The sequence below is a fragment of the Ahrensia marina genome, assembly GCF_001293565.1.
GTDB classification, from domain to species: domain Bacteria; phylum Pseudomonadota; class Alphaproteobacteria; order Rhizobiales; family Rhizobiaceae; genus Ahrensia; species Ahrensia marina.
In genome coordinates this window covers 93,719-113,922 of the sequence record NZ_JXMU01000015.1, presented here as the reverse complement: position 1 = coordinate 113,922, position 20,204 = coordinate 93,719, and the positions used below count along the sequence as shown (strand labels likewise).

Sequence of the window (20,204 nt, the reverse complement as noted above, 5' to 3'; positions counted from 1 at the left end):
GTTTCAATCCTATGCGCTTTATCCGCATATGTCGGTGCGTGAAAATCTCTCATTCGGATTGGAAAATGTGAGAACGCCGAAAGCGGAAATTGAAAAGAAGGTCAACGAAGTCTCCACAATGTTGCAGATCGGGGAACTGCTTGACCGCAAGCCAAAAGATCTGTCAGGCGGGCAGCGGCAACGTGTGGCTATCGGGCGCGCTGTTGTGCGCGAACCTTCAATCTTCCTGTTTGATGAACCATTATCAAACCTCGATGCCGAATTGCGGGTTGATATGCGCGGAGAGATTTCAGGTCTGCATAAGCGGCTTGGCAACACGATGATCTACGTCACGCATGATCAGGTGGAAGCGATGACAATGGCCGATAAAATCGCTGTGCTACGCTTGGGCATTGTTGAGCAATATGGTGCACCGCTGGATATCTATAATAATCCGGCCAATATTTTTATCGCGGGCTTTATCGGTTCGCCAAAGATGAATTTTCTGGCAGGTGAAGTCACCGGTGTCACAGCAGGGAAAATGAGCTTCCAACCGGTTGCCGGTAAAGCGATCAAGCTGGATGCAAAGCGTTTCGATGTTAAGGCTGGCGATAAGGTGACCGTCGGTTTCCGGCCCAATCATTTAAGTGTCGGCACGAAAGCAAAATCAGACATTGTCGTTAAAGTGCGCAATACGGAGCAGCTTGGCGGCGAATCCTTTATCTATACGTTTGCAGAAGATGGCACACCGGTTACGGTTCATGTTAGCGGACAGACGTCTATTGAAGCTGACAAAGATGTCGGCATTGTTCTTGATCAAAACGAGTTTCATCTGTTCGATTCCGCAACCGGTATGACGTTGAAGAAGGCAAGTGCGTAAAAATCAGCGGTAATGCACTTTGAGGGTGTTGGTTGCGAGGGGACGTTGATGTAGTTGTGGCCTATCGCTGTAACCACGAAATGAAAACACACGCCTATGATTTCAGCCGCTAAACTTGACCGTGCCCGCGAGATGATCTGCGGTGTTACGTCGGCCGATAAATCGACGGCAATCTCCTTCAGGAATTTGCTTAAATCGGCTTTGCCCGACAATATTCGAAGCGGGCAGCAATCTGTTTTGTTTGCCAGAGCCAATGAGCAATTTGTCGAATTGCTCGCGGCGATTAATGCTGAAAATCATACAGCAATACAGAAGAGCAGGGATACATCCTTGGCTGCTCTGAATGACTTGGAAAAGCTATTTTCATAAAGCTTTGTGCCTGATTTGCACATTTCATCCCGGCCGTCTGTGAAGAAAAGTAAATTATCATAGTTGCAAGCAGGTCGTTTGAATAACTCCCACGCGATGATGCAGTTTCATTAACATCTTGATTTTAATGTATAATCCTTCGAGTTTTCGCAGCGCTGGCGATTATGCAAGCGAGTCAGATTAGAACTGTTTTAAACTTGAGTGTTTGACACATGTTTTCCGGCGTGTTTAATCGGACAAAATTAGTCAAGTTATATGGCGGTTCTGCAAATGCAGGGACAAACACATAAGGTTGCACACCGGTATCTAAGCCGTCCGCCAGAGCGGTTGGTGCTTGAAGGCTATCGTCATTGGACCAAAAGCGTCATTACGCAATCACCTGTGCCCATGGATGAAGCCGGCGATTTGTACCGCACTATTTTGGGTGCGCAATTTGCGCGTCCGGCATTTGTTGCAATGGCAGATTTTCTTCATACGCTGGGCATGTGCGCGAAGTGTCCCCTGCATATGTTTGCGACCAACACACCCAATATCTGTACTGACGAAACCATGATTCTTGGTCTTATTTCAGGTATTCAAAACGGTGATGAAGCCTCGGTTGAGCTTTGCCTGAGTGCGCTTAGCTGCCCGACACGCTGTGATGAAGTTGTCATGGCCGCAGGCTCGTTTGCGCTCATCTTAAAAGGGGCTGCAAAAATTTTGATGCCGATCCCGCCGGAAGTTCTCACATCGATTTTAAATCATCGCGCAAAAACAGCAGCACATCGCTTTAACGATGTGACGCCTCCAACTATTCACTAGAAGGAACTAATTATGAAACGTTCGATAACCGCTATGGCAATGCTTGCCGCTTCAACAGCTATTTTTACTTCACCGGCGTTTGCGGAAGCAACAGCAGAAGCCGTTACAAAGACTTATGCTGATATTGCGCTGGCTAAATACGAAGATTCTCTGGCGACCGCTAAAACACTGGATGCTGCAATTGATACGCTTATCGCAGAACCGTCGGAAGCCAATCTGGCTGCTGCAAAAGAAGCTTGGTTAGCCGCTCGCGTGCCTTATCAGCAAAGTGAAGTATACCGTTTCGGCAATGCTATTGTTGATGATTGGGAAGGCCGTGTGAACGCCTGGCCGCTGGATGAAGGTCTCATTGACTATGTTGATGCTTCCTATGGTGTGGAAAATGACGAAAATGCTCTTTATGCGGCCAATGTTATTGCCAACAAGACAGTGGCTATTAACGGTGAGGATGTAGACGCATCTAAAATCACACCGGAATTCCTGTCCTCGACTTTGCAGGAAGCCGGTGAGGTGGAAGCCAATGTGGCAACCGGCTATCACGCCATAGAATTCCTGTTGTGGGGCCAGGACCTGAACGGCAATGATGCCGGTGCCGGTGCGCGCGAATGGACTGATTATGCGTCTGGCGATGAGTGCACCAACGGCAATTGTGACCGCCGCGCGGAATATCTGGCTGCGGCTTCTGATTTGCTGATTGCCGACCTTGAAGAGATGGTTGCCAACTGGACAACAGAAGGCGAGGCACGCGCCGTTCTTGTCGAGAATCCTGAAAATGCCTTGTCTGTCATTCTTACAGGCATGGGTTCATTGTCTTACGGTGAACTGGCCGGTGAGCGAATGAAGCTCGGCTTGTTGCTCGGTGATCCGGAAGAAGAGCACGACTGTTTCTCTGACAATACGCATAATTCTCACCTTTACGACGCTGTCGGTATCGAGAATGTCTATAATGGTTCATACACTCGCGTTGATGGATCAAAGGTTGAAGGCCCGTCCATTTCAGACCTTGTGGCTGCAAAAGACGCCGGTGTTGATACAGAACTGAAAGATAAGTTGAGCGAAACTGTATCTTTGATGCAGGCAATGGCAAAACGCGCTGAAGAAGGCGAGGCCTATGACCAGATGATCGCTGAAGGTAACAGCGAGGGCAATGCGGTTGTACAGGCTGCTATTGACGGTTTGATTTCTCAAACACGATCCATCGAACGGGCTGTTGCGGCGCTTGAGCTTGATGAACTTGAAATTGAAGGTTCAGACAGCCTCGATAGCCCTGATGCTGTTTTCCAATAGGTTTTGACCGATCATGATCGTATGTAGCTGCAACTACATTACAAAAAATGACATTGAGGAAGTCGTTCGCGGCTTCCTCGATGTTGATGCATGGCAATTGATCACTGTCGGCATGGTATATCATGCGCTGAAAAAGCGCGGAAAATGTTGCGGCTGTTTTCCCAATGCGATCGGTGTGATTGTTGACGTTAGCGAACAATGGCACCGCGAAAAACAATCTCCCGAAGCGGAAGTCATTTACTTGCTTAGCCGTATGAAGCACGAACATGATCGCTGTGAAACTTTCAAAGCGCTGCATCAAAAACAGAAGTCAAAGCAATTTGCAGCCTGACAATCGTGGTCAATTCAGTTTAAGCTGTTCAGGACATCTTTAAACAAGGGAGTGACCTGATGAAGGGTAATGAAAAAGTAATCGAGCGATTAAATGAGGCGCTGTTTTTAGAGCTTGGTGCTGTTAATCAATATTGGCTCCATTACCGTTTGCTTGATGATTGGGGGTTTAAAAAACTTGCCAAGAAAGAACGTGCTGAAAGCATTGAAGAAATGAACCATGCGGACAAGCTGGTTGAACGTATTATCTTTCTGGAAGGCTTTCCAAATCTTCAGTCTGTTGCGCCGTTGCGTATCGGTCAGAATGTGAAAGAAGTGCTTGAAGCTGATCTAGCAGGCGAGAAAGAAGCTTGGGACAGCTACACCAAATCGCGCGATATTTGCGAAGAAGCAGGGGACTATGTTTCCAAGAACCTGTTTGAAGAGCTGATTGCCGACGAAGAGGGGCACATAGACTTTATCGAAACACAGCTCGATTTAATGAGCAAAATCGGCGAAGAGAAATACGGACTTCTCAATGCCGTTTCTGCGGATGAGGCTGAGTAAAATTGCTACTGAAACGTCTCCGCTTTGGACTGTGCTGTGTTCTTTTCAGTCTGCCCTTATCTGCACAAAGTGCTGATCTGGATTTTTCTTCGACGGTGCGTGACGATCTTTCAAACAAAGATCTGCAACGCGTAGAAAAAATCACTGAACCAACGCAGGACTTTTCAAAAGCGGAGCGTTTTGAAGCCAATCAGGGTGGTGCGGCCACCTCAACAAAGATTGCCAATCGCGATGCCTTTTCGCAATTTTCAGCCAATTTGGACTTTAAAGGCGAACAAGACTTTAAGCTGGGCAATGCGCTTTTCAGAAAATTATGGGTGTCATCGCCGTCATCAACGCAGGCTTCTGATGGTTTGGGGCCGCTTTTTAACGCCCGTGCATGCCAGAGCTGCCATCTGAAAGACGGGCGCGGGCATCCGCCCGAAGGCGATAGCGATGCGACCTCGATGTTTTTGCGCCTAGGCAAAACAGGTACAACAGAAGAAGAAATAAAGGCGCTGGAGAACTTTGTTTCTGCAACCATTCCGGACCCTGTTTATGGCGGCCAATTGCAAGATTTGGCTGTGCCTGGGCTTGCTGCTGAAGGCCATATGGTCATTACGTATCAAGAGCAGATCGTGCAGCTTAAAGACGGCACAGAAGTATCTTTGCGAAAGCCTGAATATTCGGTTTCTGATCTTGCCTATGGTCCCCTGCATGAAGATACGACCCTTTCGCCGCGTATTGCGCCGCCCATGATCGGACTGGGATTGCTGGAAGCGATTCACCCGGCCGATATTATCAAGAATGCGGACCCTGATGATATTGATGGTGATGGTATTTCCGGAAAATTTGCTATTGCACGTGAGCCGGACACGGACGGACTAACGCTTGGCAGATTTGGCTGGAAAGCCGAAAATCCCAATGTGCGCCATCAGTCCGCATCTGCTTTTGCCGGTGATATCGGTATTTCGTCGCCTGAAGTTGATAAGCCTTTTGGCGACTGTACAGCCAAACAAGAAGCTTGTTTTGACCTTGCAACCGGTGTGCAAACAAGGCTGGGCGAGACCGAGGCACCAGATCCGGTTATCGATCTGGTGACATTTTATTCGAAAAATTTGGCGGTTCCGGCTCGGCGCAATGTCGAAAAACCGGAAGTCTTGCGCGGCAAGGAACTGTTTTATGGTGCCGGTTGTGCCTCATGTCACAGACCTAAATTTGTAACGCGCCGTGATACCGAGGATAAAGCGCAAGCCTTTCAATTGATTTGGCCGTATTCCGACATGCTTCTTCACGATATGGGAGAAGGGCTTGCCGATGGACAGCAGGTTGGTATTGCAAACGGACGTGAATGGCGCACACCGCCGCTTTGGGGGCTTGGCCTTACCGAGATGGTCAACGGACACACATTCTTTCTACATGACGGGCGCGCGCGCAATTTGACAGAGGCTATCATGTGGCATGGCGGCGAAGCGGAAAACGCCAAGCAAATATTTGCCGAGATGGAAAAGGCCGACAGGCAAGCGCTCATCGAATTTTTGGAAAGCTTATAGTATGCGAAATGTCTTTACTGGTTTAATTGTCGCTGTTGTTCTGACAGCTACGGCAACGCACGGGCTTGCACGTGATGCGAATGACATCGTGCATGATGTGATTGCCGACTACATCAGGCCGGCAACGACTGCGTTGAAAACACGTGCCAATACCATGCATGCAGCGGCAAATGTTCTTTGTGAAGAGTCCGACACAGTTTCGCTTGAAACGGCCAGAGAAGAGTTCAGCGCGCTGGTTAAAGACTGGGGACAGGTGGAGCTTTTGCGCCTCGGCCCACTGGTGCAGGAAAACCGGTTGGAGCGCATGTTGTTTTGGCCCGATCGCCGCGGACGGGGCTTGAAACAAGTACGTGACGTCATACGCACAAGCGATGAAACGGCGCTCGATGTTGCGAGTTTGTCGGAGAAAAGTGTTGCAGTTCAAGGGCTGCTTGCACTCGAGTTTACGCTTTTTGGCAATGGCAGTGAAGCGCTGGCTTCCAAAGAAGGCGCGGTGCGATGCCAATATGCTCAGGCGATCACAGGCAATATCGCCAATCTGGCGCAAGAGATCGAGACCGCATGGTATGATGATGGTCCGCAGGCCATTTCAACACTCTGGCAAAATCCATCTGACACTAACCCGCTGTTTCGCGACGGGCGCGAGCAATTATCCGCACTTTTCAAAATTGTAGGTGATGGAATTGAAATTGTCCGCGTTCAGCGCATTGGACCTTTTCTGGATGATAGCTTTGAGAAAGCAAAACCAAAATCAGCTTTGTTTTGGCGCTCTGACAATACGATAGATGTGATTGCTTCGAACTTTGATGCATTGAATTCGATTGTGAGGGCGGCAAATCTGGCAGATGCATTGGAAGGCGACGCGGTAAGAACGGCTGAAAGCGTTTTCTTTGAATTTGAAAATGCCGCACGAACCTTGCAAGCAATCAATAGGCCAACTGCGGACATCGCCGCCAAAGCGGAAGATTATGCCAAATTCCGTTATGTTGATATTGTCGGCCAGAGCATAGAAACCATTATGCGCGAGCAGTTGTCTCCGGCTTTCAATCTTTCCTCCGGCTTTTCTTCGCTGGACGGTGATTAACAGCAAATGCAAAAGCCCATGCTTATTGACCGTAGAACTTTTCTTGCTTCGGCAGGCGCCGCATTTCTTACCGGGTTGAACGATGGGCAAGCCCGAGCGATGCAGAAAGCCGATGCCGTTTTTGCGTCTGCATTCAAGGGCGCCGATGGCAGCTATGGCATCGCGACTATGTCCGAAAACGGAGAACTGCTGCATCGCTATTCTTTGCCCGATCGTGGGCATGATACGGTTTGGCGTGCTGACGGCGCTCAATTAATTGCTTTTGCGCGGAGGCCGGGCACATTTGCCGCTGTTATTGACCCTAGCAATAAAGCTCCTCCGACCATCATCAATGCGGCCGAAGGACGCCATTTTTACGGGCATGGTGTTTATTCGGCTGATGGCGCGCTTCTTTATGCCACAGAGAATGATTTTGATAATGCGCGCGGTGTTATCGGCATTTATAATACACGTGACAGCTTCAAACGTATTGGCGAGTTTGACGCGCATGGCATCGGGCCACACGATATGGAGCTTTTGCCCGACGGGCAAACATTGGTCATTGCCAATGGCGGTATCGAGACGCATCCTGATTTTCCGCGCGCAAAGCTTAACATTGCATCGATGAAGCCCAATCTGGCTTTTATCAATATCCGGACCGGTAAGCTGATTGAATCATTCAAGCTGCCGGACGACCAGCACAAGCTTTCGATCCGGCATATGGCATTGATGGAAAGCACGGTCTGGTTTGCATGTCAGGATGAGGGTGATCATACGGCTGGCCGTTCGCTTGTCGGACAATTTTCCTTCGATAACGGCGCCATTCAAATGGTAGATTTGCCTGAAACGACCGCCGCAAATTTGCGCGGTTATGTCGGTTCGATTGCTGCCAATGAACAAAACGGTGAAGTCGCGTTCACATCGCCACGCGGCGGTATAATGGTGCGGTATGATACGCGCACCCAAAAGGTCATAAGCACAACGCGCAGCGACGAAATTTGCGGCGTTGCGGCACATGACCAACAATTCATCTGGTCAAATGGCGAGGGCCGTTTTGGCCCTGCCGATCATGCTAAGCTGTGGGATAATCATATCAGCACTGCAAAGCGGCTCTCCGGCAGGAAAAGCTAACCGTCCATCAAGCTAATCAATGTCGATCCTGGCAAGTATCAATTCATGATCTGAAAGCGCAACGCCATCAGCATCAAGAGCCGGTACGATGTCCAAGGCCAGCTTTTTAACACCGCGATGTGTAAACCAGTCGAGCTTCATAGTGCGCTCTGGAAACCGGGTCAGGCGGCTTTCGCGGGTGGTGTCTCCATCCGCATTGCCTTCCCAGCTAAAATCTTGACGTTCTGCGGCCTCAAACAATGTTTCTTCGCGCCAGTCATGGCTTTCCAAATTGTTGCCCGTATTTAAATCACCGCCAATGATTACGGGCAATCCGGCAGCGAAGATATCAATGGCCGCGATGATACGGTCTATTTGAGACTGGCGCATGCTGGTGCTGCCGGCACTTTCCAGATGGGTTGATACAACACAGATATCACCGGCATTGGTGGGGATAATGGCTGCAACAGCGATGCGGCCACCAATGCGCGGTTGATTTGCATCCGTTTCATCGCTTGCACAAAACCAGTGACCATGATCATCAAGACGGATTTGAGCTGTCCGTTTTGGCTTCGTGCGGCTTAAAATTGCATTGCCATGCCAGCCGTTTTTATTGTGGTCATCTTGCACGAATTCAAGTTCTGGACCGCTGCCAAGCCCAAGTTCGTAAAACTCGACACAATAAGCATAGCCCATATTCATGAGTCCTGCGATCTCATGTGTCGTATGGCGTTGATGCGTGCGGGCCATACCGCAATCCATTTCCGACAGAAGTACAATATCAGGAGCGTGTTTGATAAGGAGTTCAGCACTGCCTTCAACATCAATACAGCGCTCGACGTTCCACGCCGCTATGGTCAATTCTGACGGTAATTCTGCACTACCCTCATTTGTCCAGTCTTGCTGGACCAGCGTGAGGGCTTCTATTTGGGACATCAAGTCACGGTGTGCACTGGGTGTGCGCGGCGCTTTGGCTATTACTTCACGCAGAGGCGCTGGTACATCGGGTAATGTATCACAATGGTTTTCGCTGAAGAGTTCCATATCACCTCAGCCTTTTGCCGGTTTCGGTGTCAAAAATATGGAGAGTGTCTGGCGAAAGGGTTGCGTAAAGCTCGCCTTGCGGCACTTCATCTTCCTGATGCAAATTGACGACAAATGGCTTGTTGCCTAAGCGCCCATGAACCAATCGCGCTGCGCCAAGTTCTTCTGTAAAGTCATGGATAAATGGCTGCGTGATGCCGTTTGCTTTTGTGGTCAGCTTTACTTTTTCAGGGCGTACACCAACAGATACATTTGAATTGGCGTCAAGCTTATGGTCACTTTTAAGTAAACCGACGCCCTCAATTTCAATGCCGCCGGAAGCCAGTTTACCTTCCATCATATTCATGGCCGGTGCGCCCATGAAGCTGGCGACAAATACGCTGGCGGGGCGATGGTAGATTTCGTCCGGTGTGCCGATCTGTTCGATGTTGCCAGCGTTCAGTACCACGATACGGTCAGCCATGGTCATAGCCTCAACCTGATCGTGGGTAACATAAATAGAAGTTGTTCCAAGTTGCCGTTGCAGCTTGCGAATTTCGATCCGCATCTGATTGCGAAGCTTTGCATCAAGGTTGGAGAGGGGCTCGTCAAAGAGAAATAGTGCCGGTTCGCGCACGATCGCGCGGCCCATCGCGACACGCTGCCGCTGGCCACCTGAAAGCTGGCTCGGACGACGGTCCAGATATTCGGCAAGATTGAGAAGGCTAGCTGCCTCACGCACGCTTTTATCAATATTTTCCTTGCTTATTTTTCGGTTGCGCAAACCGTAAGCCATATTGTTGTAGACCGTCATGTGCGGATAAAGCGCGTAGTTCTGGAATACCATCGCAATATCGCGGTCGGCCGGATCAAGATCGTTTACTTGACGGTCACCGATGAGCAGGTCACCGGATGTGATTTCTTCTAAACCGGCGATCATGCGCAGCAATGTCGACTTGCCGCAGCCGGAAGGGCCGACAAGAACGATAAATTCGCCATCGGCTATTTCGATGTCCGCGCCGTGCACGGCCTGAAACCCGTTTGGATAGATCTTCTGTAATGTTTTGAGCGATACGGTTGCCATAGAGGTGACTTTCTATTTGTCGGACTCGGTAAGTCCTTTGACGAACCAGGACTGAAAGAAAATGACGATTAAAACCGGTGGCAGCATGGTGATCATTGTTAGCGCAAAGCCGACAGTGAATTCCGGAACGCTGCTGCTGTCTGTAAAGGACTGGATGATGTTTTTAATACCGCGCACGAGCGTGAACATGCCTTCATCGGTGGTGATGAGCGTCGGCCAAAGATATTGGTTCCATCCATAAACAAACATGATGATAAACAGTGCTGCGATCATGGTTTTTGATAGCGGGACAAGAATATCAATAAAGAACTTTACCGGTCCTGCGCCGTCAATGCGTGCCGCTTCGACGAGTTCTTCTGGTACTGAACGAAAGAACTGCCGGAAGAAAAATGTTCCGGTTGCCGATGCGATCAGAGGAATGATCAGACCGCCATATGTATTGCCCATCCCGAGTCCCTGTACGACTTCATATGATGGCAGAATACGTACTTCGAGCGGTAAAAGAAGCGTTGTGAAAATGATCCAGAAGCTCAACGTTGCAAAACGGAATCGGAAATAAACAATCGCATAAGCTGCCAACATCGAGATTGCGATTTTTCCAATGGCAAATCCAAAACCCAGAATAAGCGAGTTTTTCAACATGGATAGGCCGTCAATCTGGCCTGTGAAACCGGATGTTTCAAACATCGCCCGTTCATAATTTTCCAGAAACTGGTCGCTCCAGCCAAATTGCAGTCCGGACCTTGCAAATGCCAGATTGTCATAGCTGGACGTCATGAGGGTGAGCACAACCGGAAACAACATAAACAGCGCGCCGAGGATCAGTATGGCATGGTCGACAACTGTTTCACGTTTGAGGCGAAAGCGTTTCTTTGTGGTCACTGCCGGGGAAGGGGGTGACGTCGAGAATGTATCCGTTACAGCCATCTTTATTGCCTCAGGTGTAGTGAATTCTGCGTTCGATCAGGCGAAACTGGAAAATTGTCAGTGCCAGAACGAGAATCATAAGTATGACCGATTGTGCCGATGAGCCGCCTAGATCGCCGCCGCGGAAACCATCGACATATACTTTGTAAGTGAGAGTCATCGGGTTGTTGCCCGGTTCACTGCGCAGCATCACGTCAATCACACCGAATGTATCAAACATGGCGTAAGTGATATTGGTGATCAGAAGAAAGAATGCAGTCGGTGCAAGCAGCGGGAATGTAATCGTCCAGAAACGGCGGGAAGAGGAACGGTTATCGATCATCGCGGCTTCGCGGATCGAGCGCGGCACAGATTGCAGACCGGACAGGAAGAAGATGAAGTTAATGGGAACCTGTTTCCAGATCGAGACAGCAATCAATGCAAAGCCCGTATCGTAATAGTTCACGCCAATAACGAATTCATGGCCAAAGAATGCAAATAGCTGCGTAATCAAACCGTGCCCTTGGTAGAACAAGCTGACACCTAAAATACCGGCGACGGGCGGCGCGACCGCATAAACCCACATGAGCAGCGTTTTATATGTGGAGGCGCCCCGAATAACTTTGTCAGCCTTCACAGCGAACAACAGGCCAAGCGCCAGTGAGAAGAAGGTTACACAGACAGTAAACACCAGTGTGAACAGGCTGATGCGCAAATATTCCGCATTTTGAAAAAGCGTAAAATAATTATCCAGACCAACGAATGTGCCGCTAAAACCGAATGGGTCTTGCAGGTAGAATGAGGATTTGAGTGCCTCAAATGCAGGCCAGTAGAAAAACACGAAAATAATGCTCACCTGCGGCAATAGCAGCAGAACAGGCATCCATAAATTTGAAAAGGAAGCGCGCTTCAACCGGCCAACTCCGTAATAGAAAACGGCCCGAAATTATCCGAGCCGTTCGTTAGGTTAGGGATTAGCCCTGTGTTTTGGCAAAACGGGCAAGAAGCGCGTTTGATTCTTTTTCGATCGTGGCAAATGCATCTTCAACAGATGTTTCGCCAGTAAGAATACGGCCGTATTCGCGGTTCATGACATCACGAATTTGAACGTAAAAGCCCATACGGTAGCCTTTTGTCCATTCGCCGGCAGGCAATTGCAACTGCTGAATGCCAACTTCTGCCGCTGGAGATTCTTCATAGTAGCCGTCTTTTTTTGCAAGCTCATAAGCAGCTTCTGTTACCGGCACATAACCGGTTTCTTTGTGCCACATATACTGAACTTCAGGAGATGTCAGATATTGGAAGAATTCAGCAGTAGCCTTGTTTTCTTCGGCAGATTTACCAGCCATAGCGAAGAGCGACGCGCCACCGATAAATGTTTGTGTAGGCTCTTTTGTAACGCCTTCCCAGTAAGGGAGCAATGTTGCTGAGAATTTGAAGTCGACTTTTTCTTTAAGGCCGCCAAATGAGCCGGAAGAACCAAGCCATACGGCCACTTTGCCTTCTTCAAACGGCTTCTGGTTGTCACCCCAACCTGTGCCATACCATTCAAACAGACCAGCGTCTTTCCACTCTTTAAGCGCAGTAAAGTGTGCTTTGATTTCAGGTGTGTTGATATTGATTTCTGCCACGCCTTCATCATAACCATTGTTGTTGGTTGCAAATTGAAGGTTGTGACGTGAGAAAAAGTTCTCGGTGAAAATCCAAGGAAGGTGCGACTGTGTCATTGGGATATAGCCGGCTTCTTTAAGAGCCGGAGCCGTTGTTTCCGCAAATTCTTCCCATGTTTTCGGTGCGCTAACACCGGCTTTTTCAAGCGCTTCTTCATTGAAATACATGATTGGTGTAGAAGAGTTGAACGGCATACCGATCATTTTGCCATCGGCATCAGCGTAGAAGTAGCGAACGCCTGCGATGTAATCGTTGATATCAAAATTAACGCCGTTTTCATTCAGCAGATCTTCAACGGGAATTGTTGCGCCTTTGGCACCGATAACTGTTGCGGCACCGGCATCGAAAACCTGAAGAATGTTTGGATGCTCACCGGCGCGGAAAGAAGCGATACCCGCAGTCAGGGCCTCTTCATATGTGCCTTTGAAAACAGGCGTGATTTTATAGTCGTCCTGGCTGGCGTTGAAGTCAGACGCGATTTTATTGACAGTTTCACCAAGCTGGCCGCCCATAGCGTGCCACCATGTGATGTTTGTTTCTGCAAATGCAGTTGTTGAGAACATTGTCGCAGCAAGACCGGCTGCCAGTAATTTGCGAAGGGACATAATAGCTTCCTTAGATGTTTGAGAGCCCATCTTGGGTTGCAGCTATCTATGAATGCCCTGTGACAGTTGAATGTAGTTTTTGTGACGATTGGGTGAATGGTTTGTGTATTACTATTTATGACTCTGCACTGGCCACTCGCATGGCCAGTGCATTGATCGCTTTAAAACCTGTTTACCGGCATTTTTAAGTAGTGATTTCCATCGCTTTCGCTCGGCGGTAATTTTCCTGCGCACAGGTTTACCTGCAAGGCCGCAAGCATTCTATCGGGCAGGGGAAGCGTTGCATCGCGTTTTTCCCGTTTTGCGATCCAGTCTTCGCGGCTGGTGCCGTTTTTGACATGTATATTGTTTGCTAAATGCTCGGCTACTGTTGCTTCCCATTCAGGGTCGCTGCGTTCATCATTGGCATAGTCATGGCCGATGAAAAGACGCACATTATCGCCAAGGGCAAAAATAGCCTGTATCGAATCCCAAAGCTCTGCGGCTGATCCGCCGGGGAAGTCACAACGCGACGTACCACGGTCAGGCTGCATCAATGTGTCATGCACCAATGCGCAATCTTCGCCTATAACATAAGAAATAGAACCAAGTGTATGGCCGGTAGACAGCATTACTTTTACGTCAAGTTCCCCGATCTTAAAAGTGTCGCCGTCATCGAACAGCCGCGTGTAATGCTCATCCACTTTCAATCCGTCAGGGTCATTGTAATAGTCGCGCCATAGCTCGGCGATCTGCCGTGTTTTCGAGCCAATCGCATTAGGCACATCATAATGCGATGCGAGCATTGACGATGCGGTGAAGTGGTCGGCATGGGGATGCGTATCAAGCACCCATTCAACCTGGTAGCCCTCACGTTTAACCAGAGCAACAATCTGGTCAAAGGCGATGGTATCTGTCGCAAAGCTTTTGGGGTTAAAGCCCTGAACGATATCGACCAGAGCGCATTTCTTTGTCGCCGGACACGCGACGACATATTGCGCCGAGCCGGTTGGCGGGTCGTAAATTCCCCAGACATCCGGTGAGTTTTTACCGTTCGATTTTGAAAGACGTTCTAAGCGCTTGTCATTCGAATTGCTCATGTTGATTGGCTCCCTGTCACTTAGTCGCGCTTGTCATAACATTCTTGAGTGGCTGGCCAAGTAAAAACCCGATCAGCATTGCCGGTAAAAAGGCAAGTGTTCCGGGCGTCATGAGCGGGAGCGCGGTCCATGCAGGCCCCGGGCAAAACCCGCCAATACCCCAGCCAATACCAAACAAGGCTGCGCCAACCAAAAGCGGCTTGTCGATGGCGGTGCTTGTTGGAAGCTGAAAGTCTGTCAGCAAGACCGGATGCTCGCGCTGCAAAATGACGCGGTACCCTATAAAAGTGACAAGCGTTGCGCCGCCCATCACGAAGGCCAGCGAAGGGTCCCACGCGCCGAATACATCCAAAAAGTTAAGTACTTTGGCAGGGTTCGACATGCCGGAGATGACAAGTCCGATACCGAAAACAAGGCCGGAAAGAAAACCGAATAATATACGCATTGATCAACTCCAGACGTGACGAAGTAAGAATACTGTCGCGGCCGCAAACAGCATAAAGGTTGCAACAGCTGCGAGAGAACGGCTCGACAGCCGCGCCAGACCGCAAACGCCATGGCCCGATGTGCAGCCGGAACCTATCGTTGTTCCCATGCCGACCAACAGGCCGGCCAAAGCCATGCCAAGCACATTGTCCGATACGGTTTGTTCAATGTCGCCGGAAACAAATGAGACAAGCAGCGGCGCTACGATCAATCCTGCTATAAAGGCAATGCGCCAGTCCCAATCCTTGGCTTTTGCTTGTGATGGAGCGATCAGGCTCAAAGCGCCGGTGGAGATACCCGTAATGCCGGCAATGCGCCCGAACAACATCATGACCATTACCGCAGAAATTCCTATGAGCACACCGCCGATGAGCGATGCCCATGGTGTAAATTCAGTCATTACAGCAGGTAACATATCCGGTCTCCGCTTTTTATTTGAGGATGAATGTAGTATATTAGTAAAATGTATATAAGGCAATGGTAATATAAAGATGCTGCGTGTTCAACGTGACGAAATCGAAGATCTGAAAAATCGCGCTGAAGAGGTGGCGGGTATTTTATCTTTGGCGGCCAATTCCAAACGCCTGCTTATTCTTTGTTTCCTGACCGAAGGGGAGGCTCCGGTCGGGAAAATTCAGGAATCACTTGGTCTCGGGCAATCTTCTCTCAGCCAGCATTTGAGCAAGTTACGTGAAGGCGGCGTTGTTGCAACGCGGCGCGATGCACAGACAATTTATTATCGTCTGGCCAATGAGCAGATAATCGCTATGATGCAGGCTATGTGCAATATTTTTGCAAGCAAGACTGACCTTTGATTAGCCGACTATTCTGGTCGAAAGCCTGTTCTGGTTGGACGCGCGTTTGCGGCCTGTTGGTACAAGCACACCCGATGCGTTTTTAAGGGCACTCTCTTGCAGTTCCAGCCCAAGAAGCCGGTGCTGTTCATAAGGGCCGGGCATTGCGAGGTTTTTTGTCAGGCTGGCAGAAAACCCAAAGCGTTCATAATAGGCGGCATCGCCAACAAGCAGAATTGCGCCGTGTCCAAGTTCGGCCGCTTTACTGATCGCCGCTTTCATTAAAGCAGAACCAATGCCCGAGGATTTCAATGTGCATTCAACAGCCAATGGACCAAGCAGTAATGCAGGTGTGCCATTGCTTGAAGCCACATCCCAAAGCCGCACTGTGCCGACAAGGGTGCCGGAGTCATCGCGTGCAACCAATGCCAGGTCACGGGAAGGCATGGAGCCGCGGCGCAAAGCGTTGGAGCTTTTCTTGCGCCAGTTCGGTGCCATGACACGGTCAAGCAGCGCATTGCGCGCACGTCCTTCGCCGCAATGTTCCGCGCCAATGGTGAAAATGTAGTCGGCACTGGCCGAGGCAGAAAGAAGGTTCATTACGCTATACCAGAAACATAAATGCAGTCGGTGCTGGCTCAATGCCAGCACCCTGATAGGCTGGAGGTCTGTTTAGATGACGTAAGCCTTCAAAGGCTCGAAGCCATTGAATGCCACGGCAGAATAAGTTGTTGTGTAGGCGCCTGTGCCTTCGATAAAAATTTCGTCACCAATCGTCAGAGTGACCGGCATTGGATAGGCGTTTTTCTCGTACAGAACATCGGCAGAATCGCAGGTTGGGCCGGCCAAAACGCACGGTGTTTTATCCGCGCCATCGCGTGGTGTCTTGATTTCGTAGCGGATGGCCTCGTCCATTGTTTCTGCAAGGCCGCCAAATTTGCCGATGTCGAGGTAAACCCAACGCACATTGTCATTCGCGGACTTGTTGGAAATGAGCACAACTTCGGATTTGATCACGCCTGCATTGCCCACCATGCCGCGACCGGGTTCAATGATGGTTTCCGGCATACGGTTGCCAAAATGTTTTGAAAGCGCATCGAAAATAGCAGAGCCATAGGCTTCGGCTGTTGGAATGTCTTTCAAATAGCGTGTTGGAAAACCGCCGCCCATATTGACCATTTTCAATTGCACGCCAGCTTCAGCCATCGCATCGAAAATGGTGCGTGCATGAGATAGCGGCAAGTCCCAGGCATCCACTGTCGTCATTTGAGAGCCAACGTGGAAGGAAATGCCGTGCGCGGTCAGTCCGAGTGAAACGGCATGTTTCAGCACATCTGTCGCCATTTCTGGCACGCAGCCAAATTTGCGTGAAAGCGGCCATTCGGCACCTTCGCCATCTGTCAGTATGCGGCAGAAGACGCGTGTGGCAGGGGCTGCACGGGCAACTTTCTCCACCTCTGCTTCGCAGTCAACGGCGTACATTGTTACGCCATGTGCGTACGCGGCAGCGATGTCGCGCTCTTTCTTGATGGTATTGCCGTAAGAGATACGGTCCGGTGTCGCTCCAGCTTCCAAAGCCATTTCAATTTCAGCAACGGAGGCGCAGTCGAATGATGAACCCATGTCCGCAAGAAGGCGCAGAATTTCCGGTGCAGGATTTGCTTTGACCGCATAGAAAATTTTTGACAGGGGAAGGGCGCGGCGAAATTTTGTAAAGTTGTCCGCGACAACATCAAGATCGACGACAAGGCAAGGTGTTGCCGGATTGCGGGTGTTGAAGAAGTCGATAATACGTGCAGTTGCCATGTGGCCAATCCTCAAAATCAGGTGCCGGATAATCCGGTGTCAGAACATTCTTACCTGTAAATGAAGGCACGGACGCGCCTTACGATGAACAAGCAGCGAGATTGTGGTCCATTTGGATTGGACCGGTTCTGCCTTTGATTGGGGATTCCTCCGCCGCACATTTGGCAATGAAAGTGGTGTCTCGAAAACCCCGGCGTTTGGACCGCCAGACGAGTAAACTTGGGCTTCAAACCCTGAGACCCTCACCGTCGTTGCTTTACGATATCCACGTATCAAGGTTGGTCCCTGATGCGTCCGGAGGGGTTAGCTCCGGTTACCTTTCCGTGCTCTTCACCATATCGAAGAGACGGCGGATACCTATAGGCACGTGCGACTATGGGTGCGCGTTTAATACGCCGTTTTTATACGAATGCAAGCGGATTTTTAATCTCCGGCAGCCGGTTGGAAATTTCATTTCCGTGTCGCCAGTTTTGGCGATTTGAACTGTGCCGTTCCGCCGTTGGGATTAGCTGAATTTGCTGCATATTACGCTCGTGTTGAGTTGCGAAGGCAAGGGGCTTTACCTTCGCGATTGTCATGACGGCTTATGAGAAAAGTGTGCCGCCGTTAATATCAACGCAAGCACCTGTAATAAAGGCGGCCTCACTAGAAGCGAGATAGGTTGCAAGATTGGCAACGTCTTCGGACGTACCCTCACGTTTGAGAGGTGTCACACCGGCAACATGTTTCCGGGCTTCCGGCTTTGTGAAAACATTATGGAAGTCAGTATCAATCATACCGGGACAAATCGCATTGACACGGATTTTCGGGCCGAGTTCCTTTGCCATGCCGCGTGTCATGGTAACCACCGCGCCTTTTGAGGCCGCATATGCGATAGCACCGCCGCCGCCGCCATCTCTCGCTGCCTGTGATGCGATATTAACAATAGCGCCACCTTCAGGAATATGCGGCAAGGCCGTTTTAATGAGAAGAAATGCAGAAGTTGCATTCAAATCCATGACTTTTTGCCAATGATCTAGCGTCATTTCGACAATCGTTTTTCTGGCAACTAGTCCGCCTGTAACTGGCATGACGATGTCAATTTTTCCAAATTCCGATACGGTGCGATCAACAAATTTTGCAACCTCGGCCTCTTTTGTCATGTCACCTTGCATAGCAAAGGCTTTACCGCCGGCTGAAACAATTTCCTTTACCGCACTTTCAGCACCCTCACTGCTGCTGTGATAATTTATTGCGACTTGTGCACCTGCTTCTGCCAAACGCATGACGCATGCCCGGCCAATATCTCTTCCGCCGCCAGCGACAATTGCAGTTTTTCCGTTGAGGTCCATAGTCTTACTCCTGTTAGATTAAATGCCGACTGTTAATCGGCAGGGGTGTCGCCCTCGAAAACGCGTTTTCTGGCGTTTTCAACATGGGCACGCATTGCTGCTCTCGATGCGGCTGCATCCTTGTCACTGATGGCTTTGAATATCGCGTAATGCTCTGCCTGAACCAATTCGAGACGTTCGCGCGGTTTTGTGAGCGAGAGATTACGCGTCAAATTCATGCCGGTCAGAATATTGGTTTCCATTGAAGCCCGCGCTGCGGTAAAATACGGGTTGGTCGATGTTTCGCATATTGCCATGTGAAATTCCTCATCGGCCACGACGCCAAGTTCACCTTGTTGAATGCAGCGGTCCAATTCCTGTAAAATGGATTTTAAACGGTTTAGATCAGCGTCAGTTCTGCGAAGTGCGGCCAGATAAGCAGCTTCGCCTTCAATCGCGGCACGAAATTCGAAGGTACGCTGAATATCGGCAATGGACCCGACAGGAGCGAAATCCAGCGCAGCTTTTTCCGGTTTGCGAATGACGTAGGAACCTGATCCCTGACGTGATACGATGACATCGTCACTTCGCAGCTGCTTGAGCGCCTGACGCAAGACCGGGCGTGATACATCAAGCGTTTTACACAAGTCATTTTCCGAAGGCATTTTTTCGCCAACGGGGATGCTGCCATCAAGTATCATCGTCAGAATGCGTTCATAGGCTCTATCGGCCAGTGTTCCATCCTGAACAATGCGCTCGGAGCCATTTTCAGTATTAATGACTGAACGTGCTATCGATTGTTTGTTTGTCGCCATGTCGCAAAGTCTTCTGCTGTTTGTTTGTTGGTGGGCGGATACAATCCGTAAGTGGATGCTCCGCTTCTTACCATCTCCATCACATAGTCTTCAAACACTGTCATTTCCGCGGCCTGCTTTGCCACTTGATCTGTAAGGTGCAGGGGAATGCACACAACGCCTTCATTGTCTCCGACAATCGTATCGCCCGGAAACACGGATACGCCGCCACAGGCAATGGCCTCATTAAGACCGATCGCGTGGTGCTTGGTGAGGTTTGTCGGCGCACTCGGGCGTGTATGGTATGCGGGCATATTGAGGCCTGCGATGTCGGGGGAATCCCGAAAACCGCCATCGGTTACAATACCGGCGCACCCCAAGGATTGCAGCCTTGTTGCAAGAATACTGCCAGCTGAGGCGGCGGTTGCGTCTCCACGGGCGTCGATAACAAAGATGGCGCCTTCGGGGCACTCTTCGATGCCTTTGCGTTGCAAATTGTTGCGGTCTTCAAAAGAGGCCAACACATCCATGTCTTCACGGGCGGGAATATAGCGAAGCGTATAAGCAAAGCCGACCATATTTTCACCCGCCGACAATCTTCTTGGCCCTTGAAGAAATACGTTTTTCAAACCATGTTTAAACAGGACTGTGGTTAAGGTCGCGGTGCTTACGTGCTTTAGAAGCTCGTAACTATCATTAGAAATAGCGGCGTCTGGATTAACGTGTGCTGATTTATTGCTCATCTGTCT

23 protein-coding genes are annotated in these 20,204 nt (G+C 49.8%); 10 read left to right on the top strand and 13 right to left on the bottom strand.

The genetic code is table 11. The annotated features are described in order from the left end of the window. From SU32_RS11270 to SU32_RS11230, 9 genes are all read left to right on the top strand, one after another. On the top strand, positions 1 to 859 hold an 859-nt coding region (locus SU32_RS11270; protein WP_053999478.1), incomplete at its 5' end, for an ABC transporter ATP-binding protein. A gap of 96 nt (positions 860 to 955) precedes the next feature. Continuing rightward, positions 956 to 1,228: a hypothetical protein gene (locus SU32_RS11265; RefSeq protein ID WP_053999463.1), complete on the top strand. Its 273-nt coding sequence runs from the start codon at positions 956 to 958 to the stop codon at positions 1,226 to 1,228. Between the two features lie 270 nt (positions 1,229 to 1,498). Beyond that, the gene (locus tag SU32_RS11260) at positions 1,499 to 2,029 is read left to right on the top strand and encodes a hypothetical protein (RefSeq protein ID WP_144421109.1); all 531 of its coding nucleotides are present in this window, start codon (positions 1,499 to 1,501) and stop codon (positions 2,027 to 2,029) included. 12 nt (positions 2,030 to 2,041) lie between these two features. Further along, on the top strand, positions 2,042 to 3,316 hold the full coding sequence (locus tag SU32_RS11255; RefSeq protein WP_144421108.1) for an imelysin family protein: 1,275 nt from the start codon (positions 2,042 to 2,044) through the stop codon (positions 3,314 to 3,316). Between the two features lie 13 nt (positions 3,317 to 3,329). Next, on the top strand, positions 3,330 to 3,647 hold the full coding sequence (locus SU32_RS11250) for a (2Fe-2S)-binding protein (protein ID WP_053999460.1): 318 nt from the start codon (positions 3,330 to 3,332) through the stop codon (positions 3,645 to 3,647). Between the two features lie 59 nt (positions 3,648 to 3,706). Further along, entirely contained in the window at positions 3,707 to 4,192 is a 486-nt protein-coding gene (gene bfr / locus SU32_RS11245) for a bacterioferritin (protein ID WP_053999459.1), read from the top strand. 2 nt (positions 4,193 to 4,194) lie between these two features. Further along, positions 4,195 to 5,724 (top strand): di-heme oxidoreductase family protein, encoded by a 1,530-nt coding sequence (locus SU32_RS11240; RefSeq protein WP_425394271.1) that lies wholly within the window; start codon positions 4,195 to 4,197, stop codon positions 5,722 to 5,724. 1 nt (position 5,725) lies between these two features. Then, the gene (locus tag SU32_RS11235) at positions 5,726 to 6,808 is read left to right on the top strand and encodes an imelysin family protein (protein ID WP_053999458.1); all 1,083 of its coding nucleotides are present in this window, start codon (positions 5,726 to 5,728) and stop codon (positions 6,806 to 6,808) included. A gap of 6 nt (positions 6,809 to 6,814) precedes the next feature. Beyond that, on the top strand, positions 6,815 to 7,918 hold the full coding sequence (locus tag SU32_RS11230) for a DUF1513 domain-containing protein (RefSeq protein ID WP_082376659.1): 1,104 nt from the start codon (positions 6,815 to 6,817) through the stop codon (positions 7,916 to 7,918). Between the two features lie 12 nt (positions 7,919 to 7,930). Here SU32_RS11230 and SU32_RS11225 read toward each other — a convergent pair whose 3' ends face one another. The 8 genes from SU32_RS11225 to SU32_RS11190 all read right to left on the bottom strand — a co-directional run bounded on the left by SU32_RS11225 (position 7,931) and on the right by SU32_RS11190 (position 15,166). Continuing rightward, positions 7,931 to 8,941: an endonuclease/exonuclease/phosphatase family protein gene (locus tag SU32_RS11225; protein WP_053999456.1), complete on the bottom strand. Its 1,011-nt coding sequence runs from the start codon at positions 8,939 to 8,941 to the stop codon at positions 7,931 to 7,933. A gap of 1 nt (position 8,942) precedes the next feature. Next, on the bottom strand, positions 8,943 to 10,004 hold the full coding sequence (locus SU32_RS11220; protein WP_053999455.1) for a sn-glycerol-3-phosphate import ATP-binding protein UgpC: 1,062 nt from the start codon (positions 10,002 to 10,004) through the stop codon (positions 8,943 to 8,945). 12 nt (positions 10,005 to 10,016) lie between these two features. Then, entirely contained in the window at positions 10,017 to 10,808 is a 792-nt protein-coding gene (locus SU32_RS11215) for an ABC transporter permease subunit (RefSeq protein WP_245625526.1), read from the bottom strand. Positions 10,809 to 10,941: 133 nt separating this feature from the next. Next, positions 10,942 to 11,823, bottom strand: coding sequence for an ABC transporter permease subunit (locus tag SU32_RS11210; RefSeq protein ID WP_053999454.1), 882 nt, complete (start codon positions 11,821 to 11,823; stop codon positions 10,942 to 10,944). 61 nt (positions 11,824 to 11,884) lie between these two features. Then, positions 11,885 to 13,186: an extracellular solute-binding protein gene (locus SU32_RS11205; protein WP_053999453.1), complete on the bottom strand. Its 1,302-nt coding sequence runs from the start codon at positions 13,184 to 13,186 to the stop codon at positions 11,885 to 11,887. Between the two features lie 161 nt (positions 13,187 to 13,347). After that, positions 13,348 to 14,265 (bottom strand): MBL fold metallo-hydrolase, encoded by a 918-nt coding sequence (locus tag SU32_RS11200; RefSeq protein ID WP_053999452.1) that lies wholly within the window; start codon positions 14,263 to 14,265, stop codon positions 13,348 to 13,350. A gap of 16 nt (positions 14,266 to 14,281) precedes the next feature. Then, on the bottom strand, positions 14,282 to 14,710 hold the full coding sequence (locus SU32_RS11195) for a DUF6691 family protein (RefSeq protein WP_053999451.1): 429 nt from the start codon (positions 14,708 to 14,710) through the stop codon (positions 14,282 to 14,284). Positions 14,711 to 14,713: 3 nt separating this feature from the next. Further along, positions 14,714 to 15,166 (bottom strand): YeeE/YedE family protein, encoded by a 453-nt coding sequence (locus SU32_RS11190; protein WP_053999450.1) that lies wholly within the window; start codon positions 15,164 to 15,166, stop codon positions 14,714 to 14,716. A gap of 76 nt (positions 15,167 to 15,242) precedes the next feature. On the opposite strand from SU32_RS11190, the gene SU32_RS11185 reads away from it, so the two are divergent. Next, positions 15,243 to 15,566 (top strand): ArsR/SmtB family transcription factor, encoded by a 324-nt coding sequence (locus SU32_RS11185; RefSeq protein WP_053999449.1) that lies wholly within the window; start codon positions 15,243 to 15,245, stop codon positions 15,564 to 15,566. Here SU32_RS11185 and SU32_RS11180 read toward each other — a convergent pair whose 3' ends face one another. From SU32_RS11180 to SU32_RS11160, 5 genes are all read right to left on the bottom strand, one after another. Continuing rightward, positions 15,567 to 16,145, bottom strand: a complete 579-nt coding sequence (locus tag SU32_RS11180; protein ID WP_053999448.1) for a GNAT family N-acetyltransferase — start codon at positions 16,143 to 16,145, stop codon at positions 15,567 to 15,569. It lies immediately after the preceding gene. 72 nt (positions 16,146 to 16,217) lie between these two features. Beyond that, positions 16,218 to 17,351, bottom strand: coding sequence for a type III PLP-dependent enzyme (locus SU32_RS11175; RefSeq protein ID WP_053999447.1), 1,134 nt, complete (start codon positions 17,349 to 17,351; stop codon positions 16,218 to 16,220). A gap of 584 nt (positions 17,352 to 17,935) precedes the next feature. Further along, on the bottom strand, positions 17,936 to 18,682 hold the full coding sequence (locus SU32_RS11170) for an SDR family NAD(P)-dependent oxidoreductase (protein ID WP_053999446.1): 747 nt from the start codon (positions 18,680 to 18,682) through the stop codon (positions 17,936 to 17,938). Positions 18,683 to 18,714: 32 nt separating this feature from the next. Beyond that, complete coding sequence (locus SU32_RS11165; protein WP_053999445.1) at positions 18,715 to 19,476, bottom strand: FadR/GntR family transcriptional regulator; 762 nt, start codon at positions 19,474 to 19,476, stop codon at positions 18,715 to 18,717. Next, a complete protein-coding gene (locus SU32_RS11160; protein WP_201454935.1) occupies positions 19,452 to 20,198 on the bottom strand; it encodes a ribonuclease activity regulator RraA in 747 nt (248 codons plus the stop codon). The genes SU32_RS11165 and SU32_RS11160 overlap by 25 nt, the downstream gene beginning before the upstream one ends. Positions 20,199 to 20,204 lie beyond the last annotated feature (6 nt).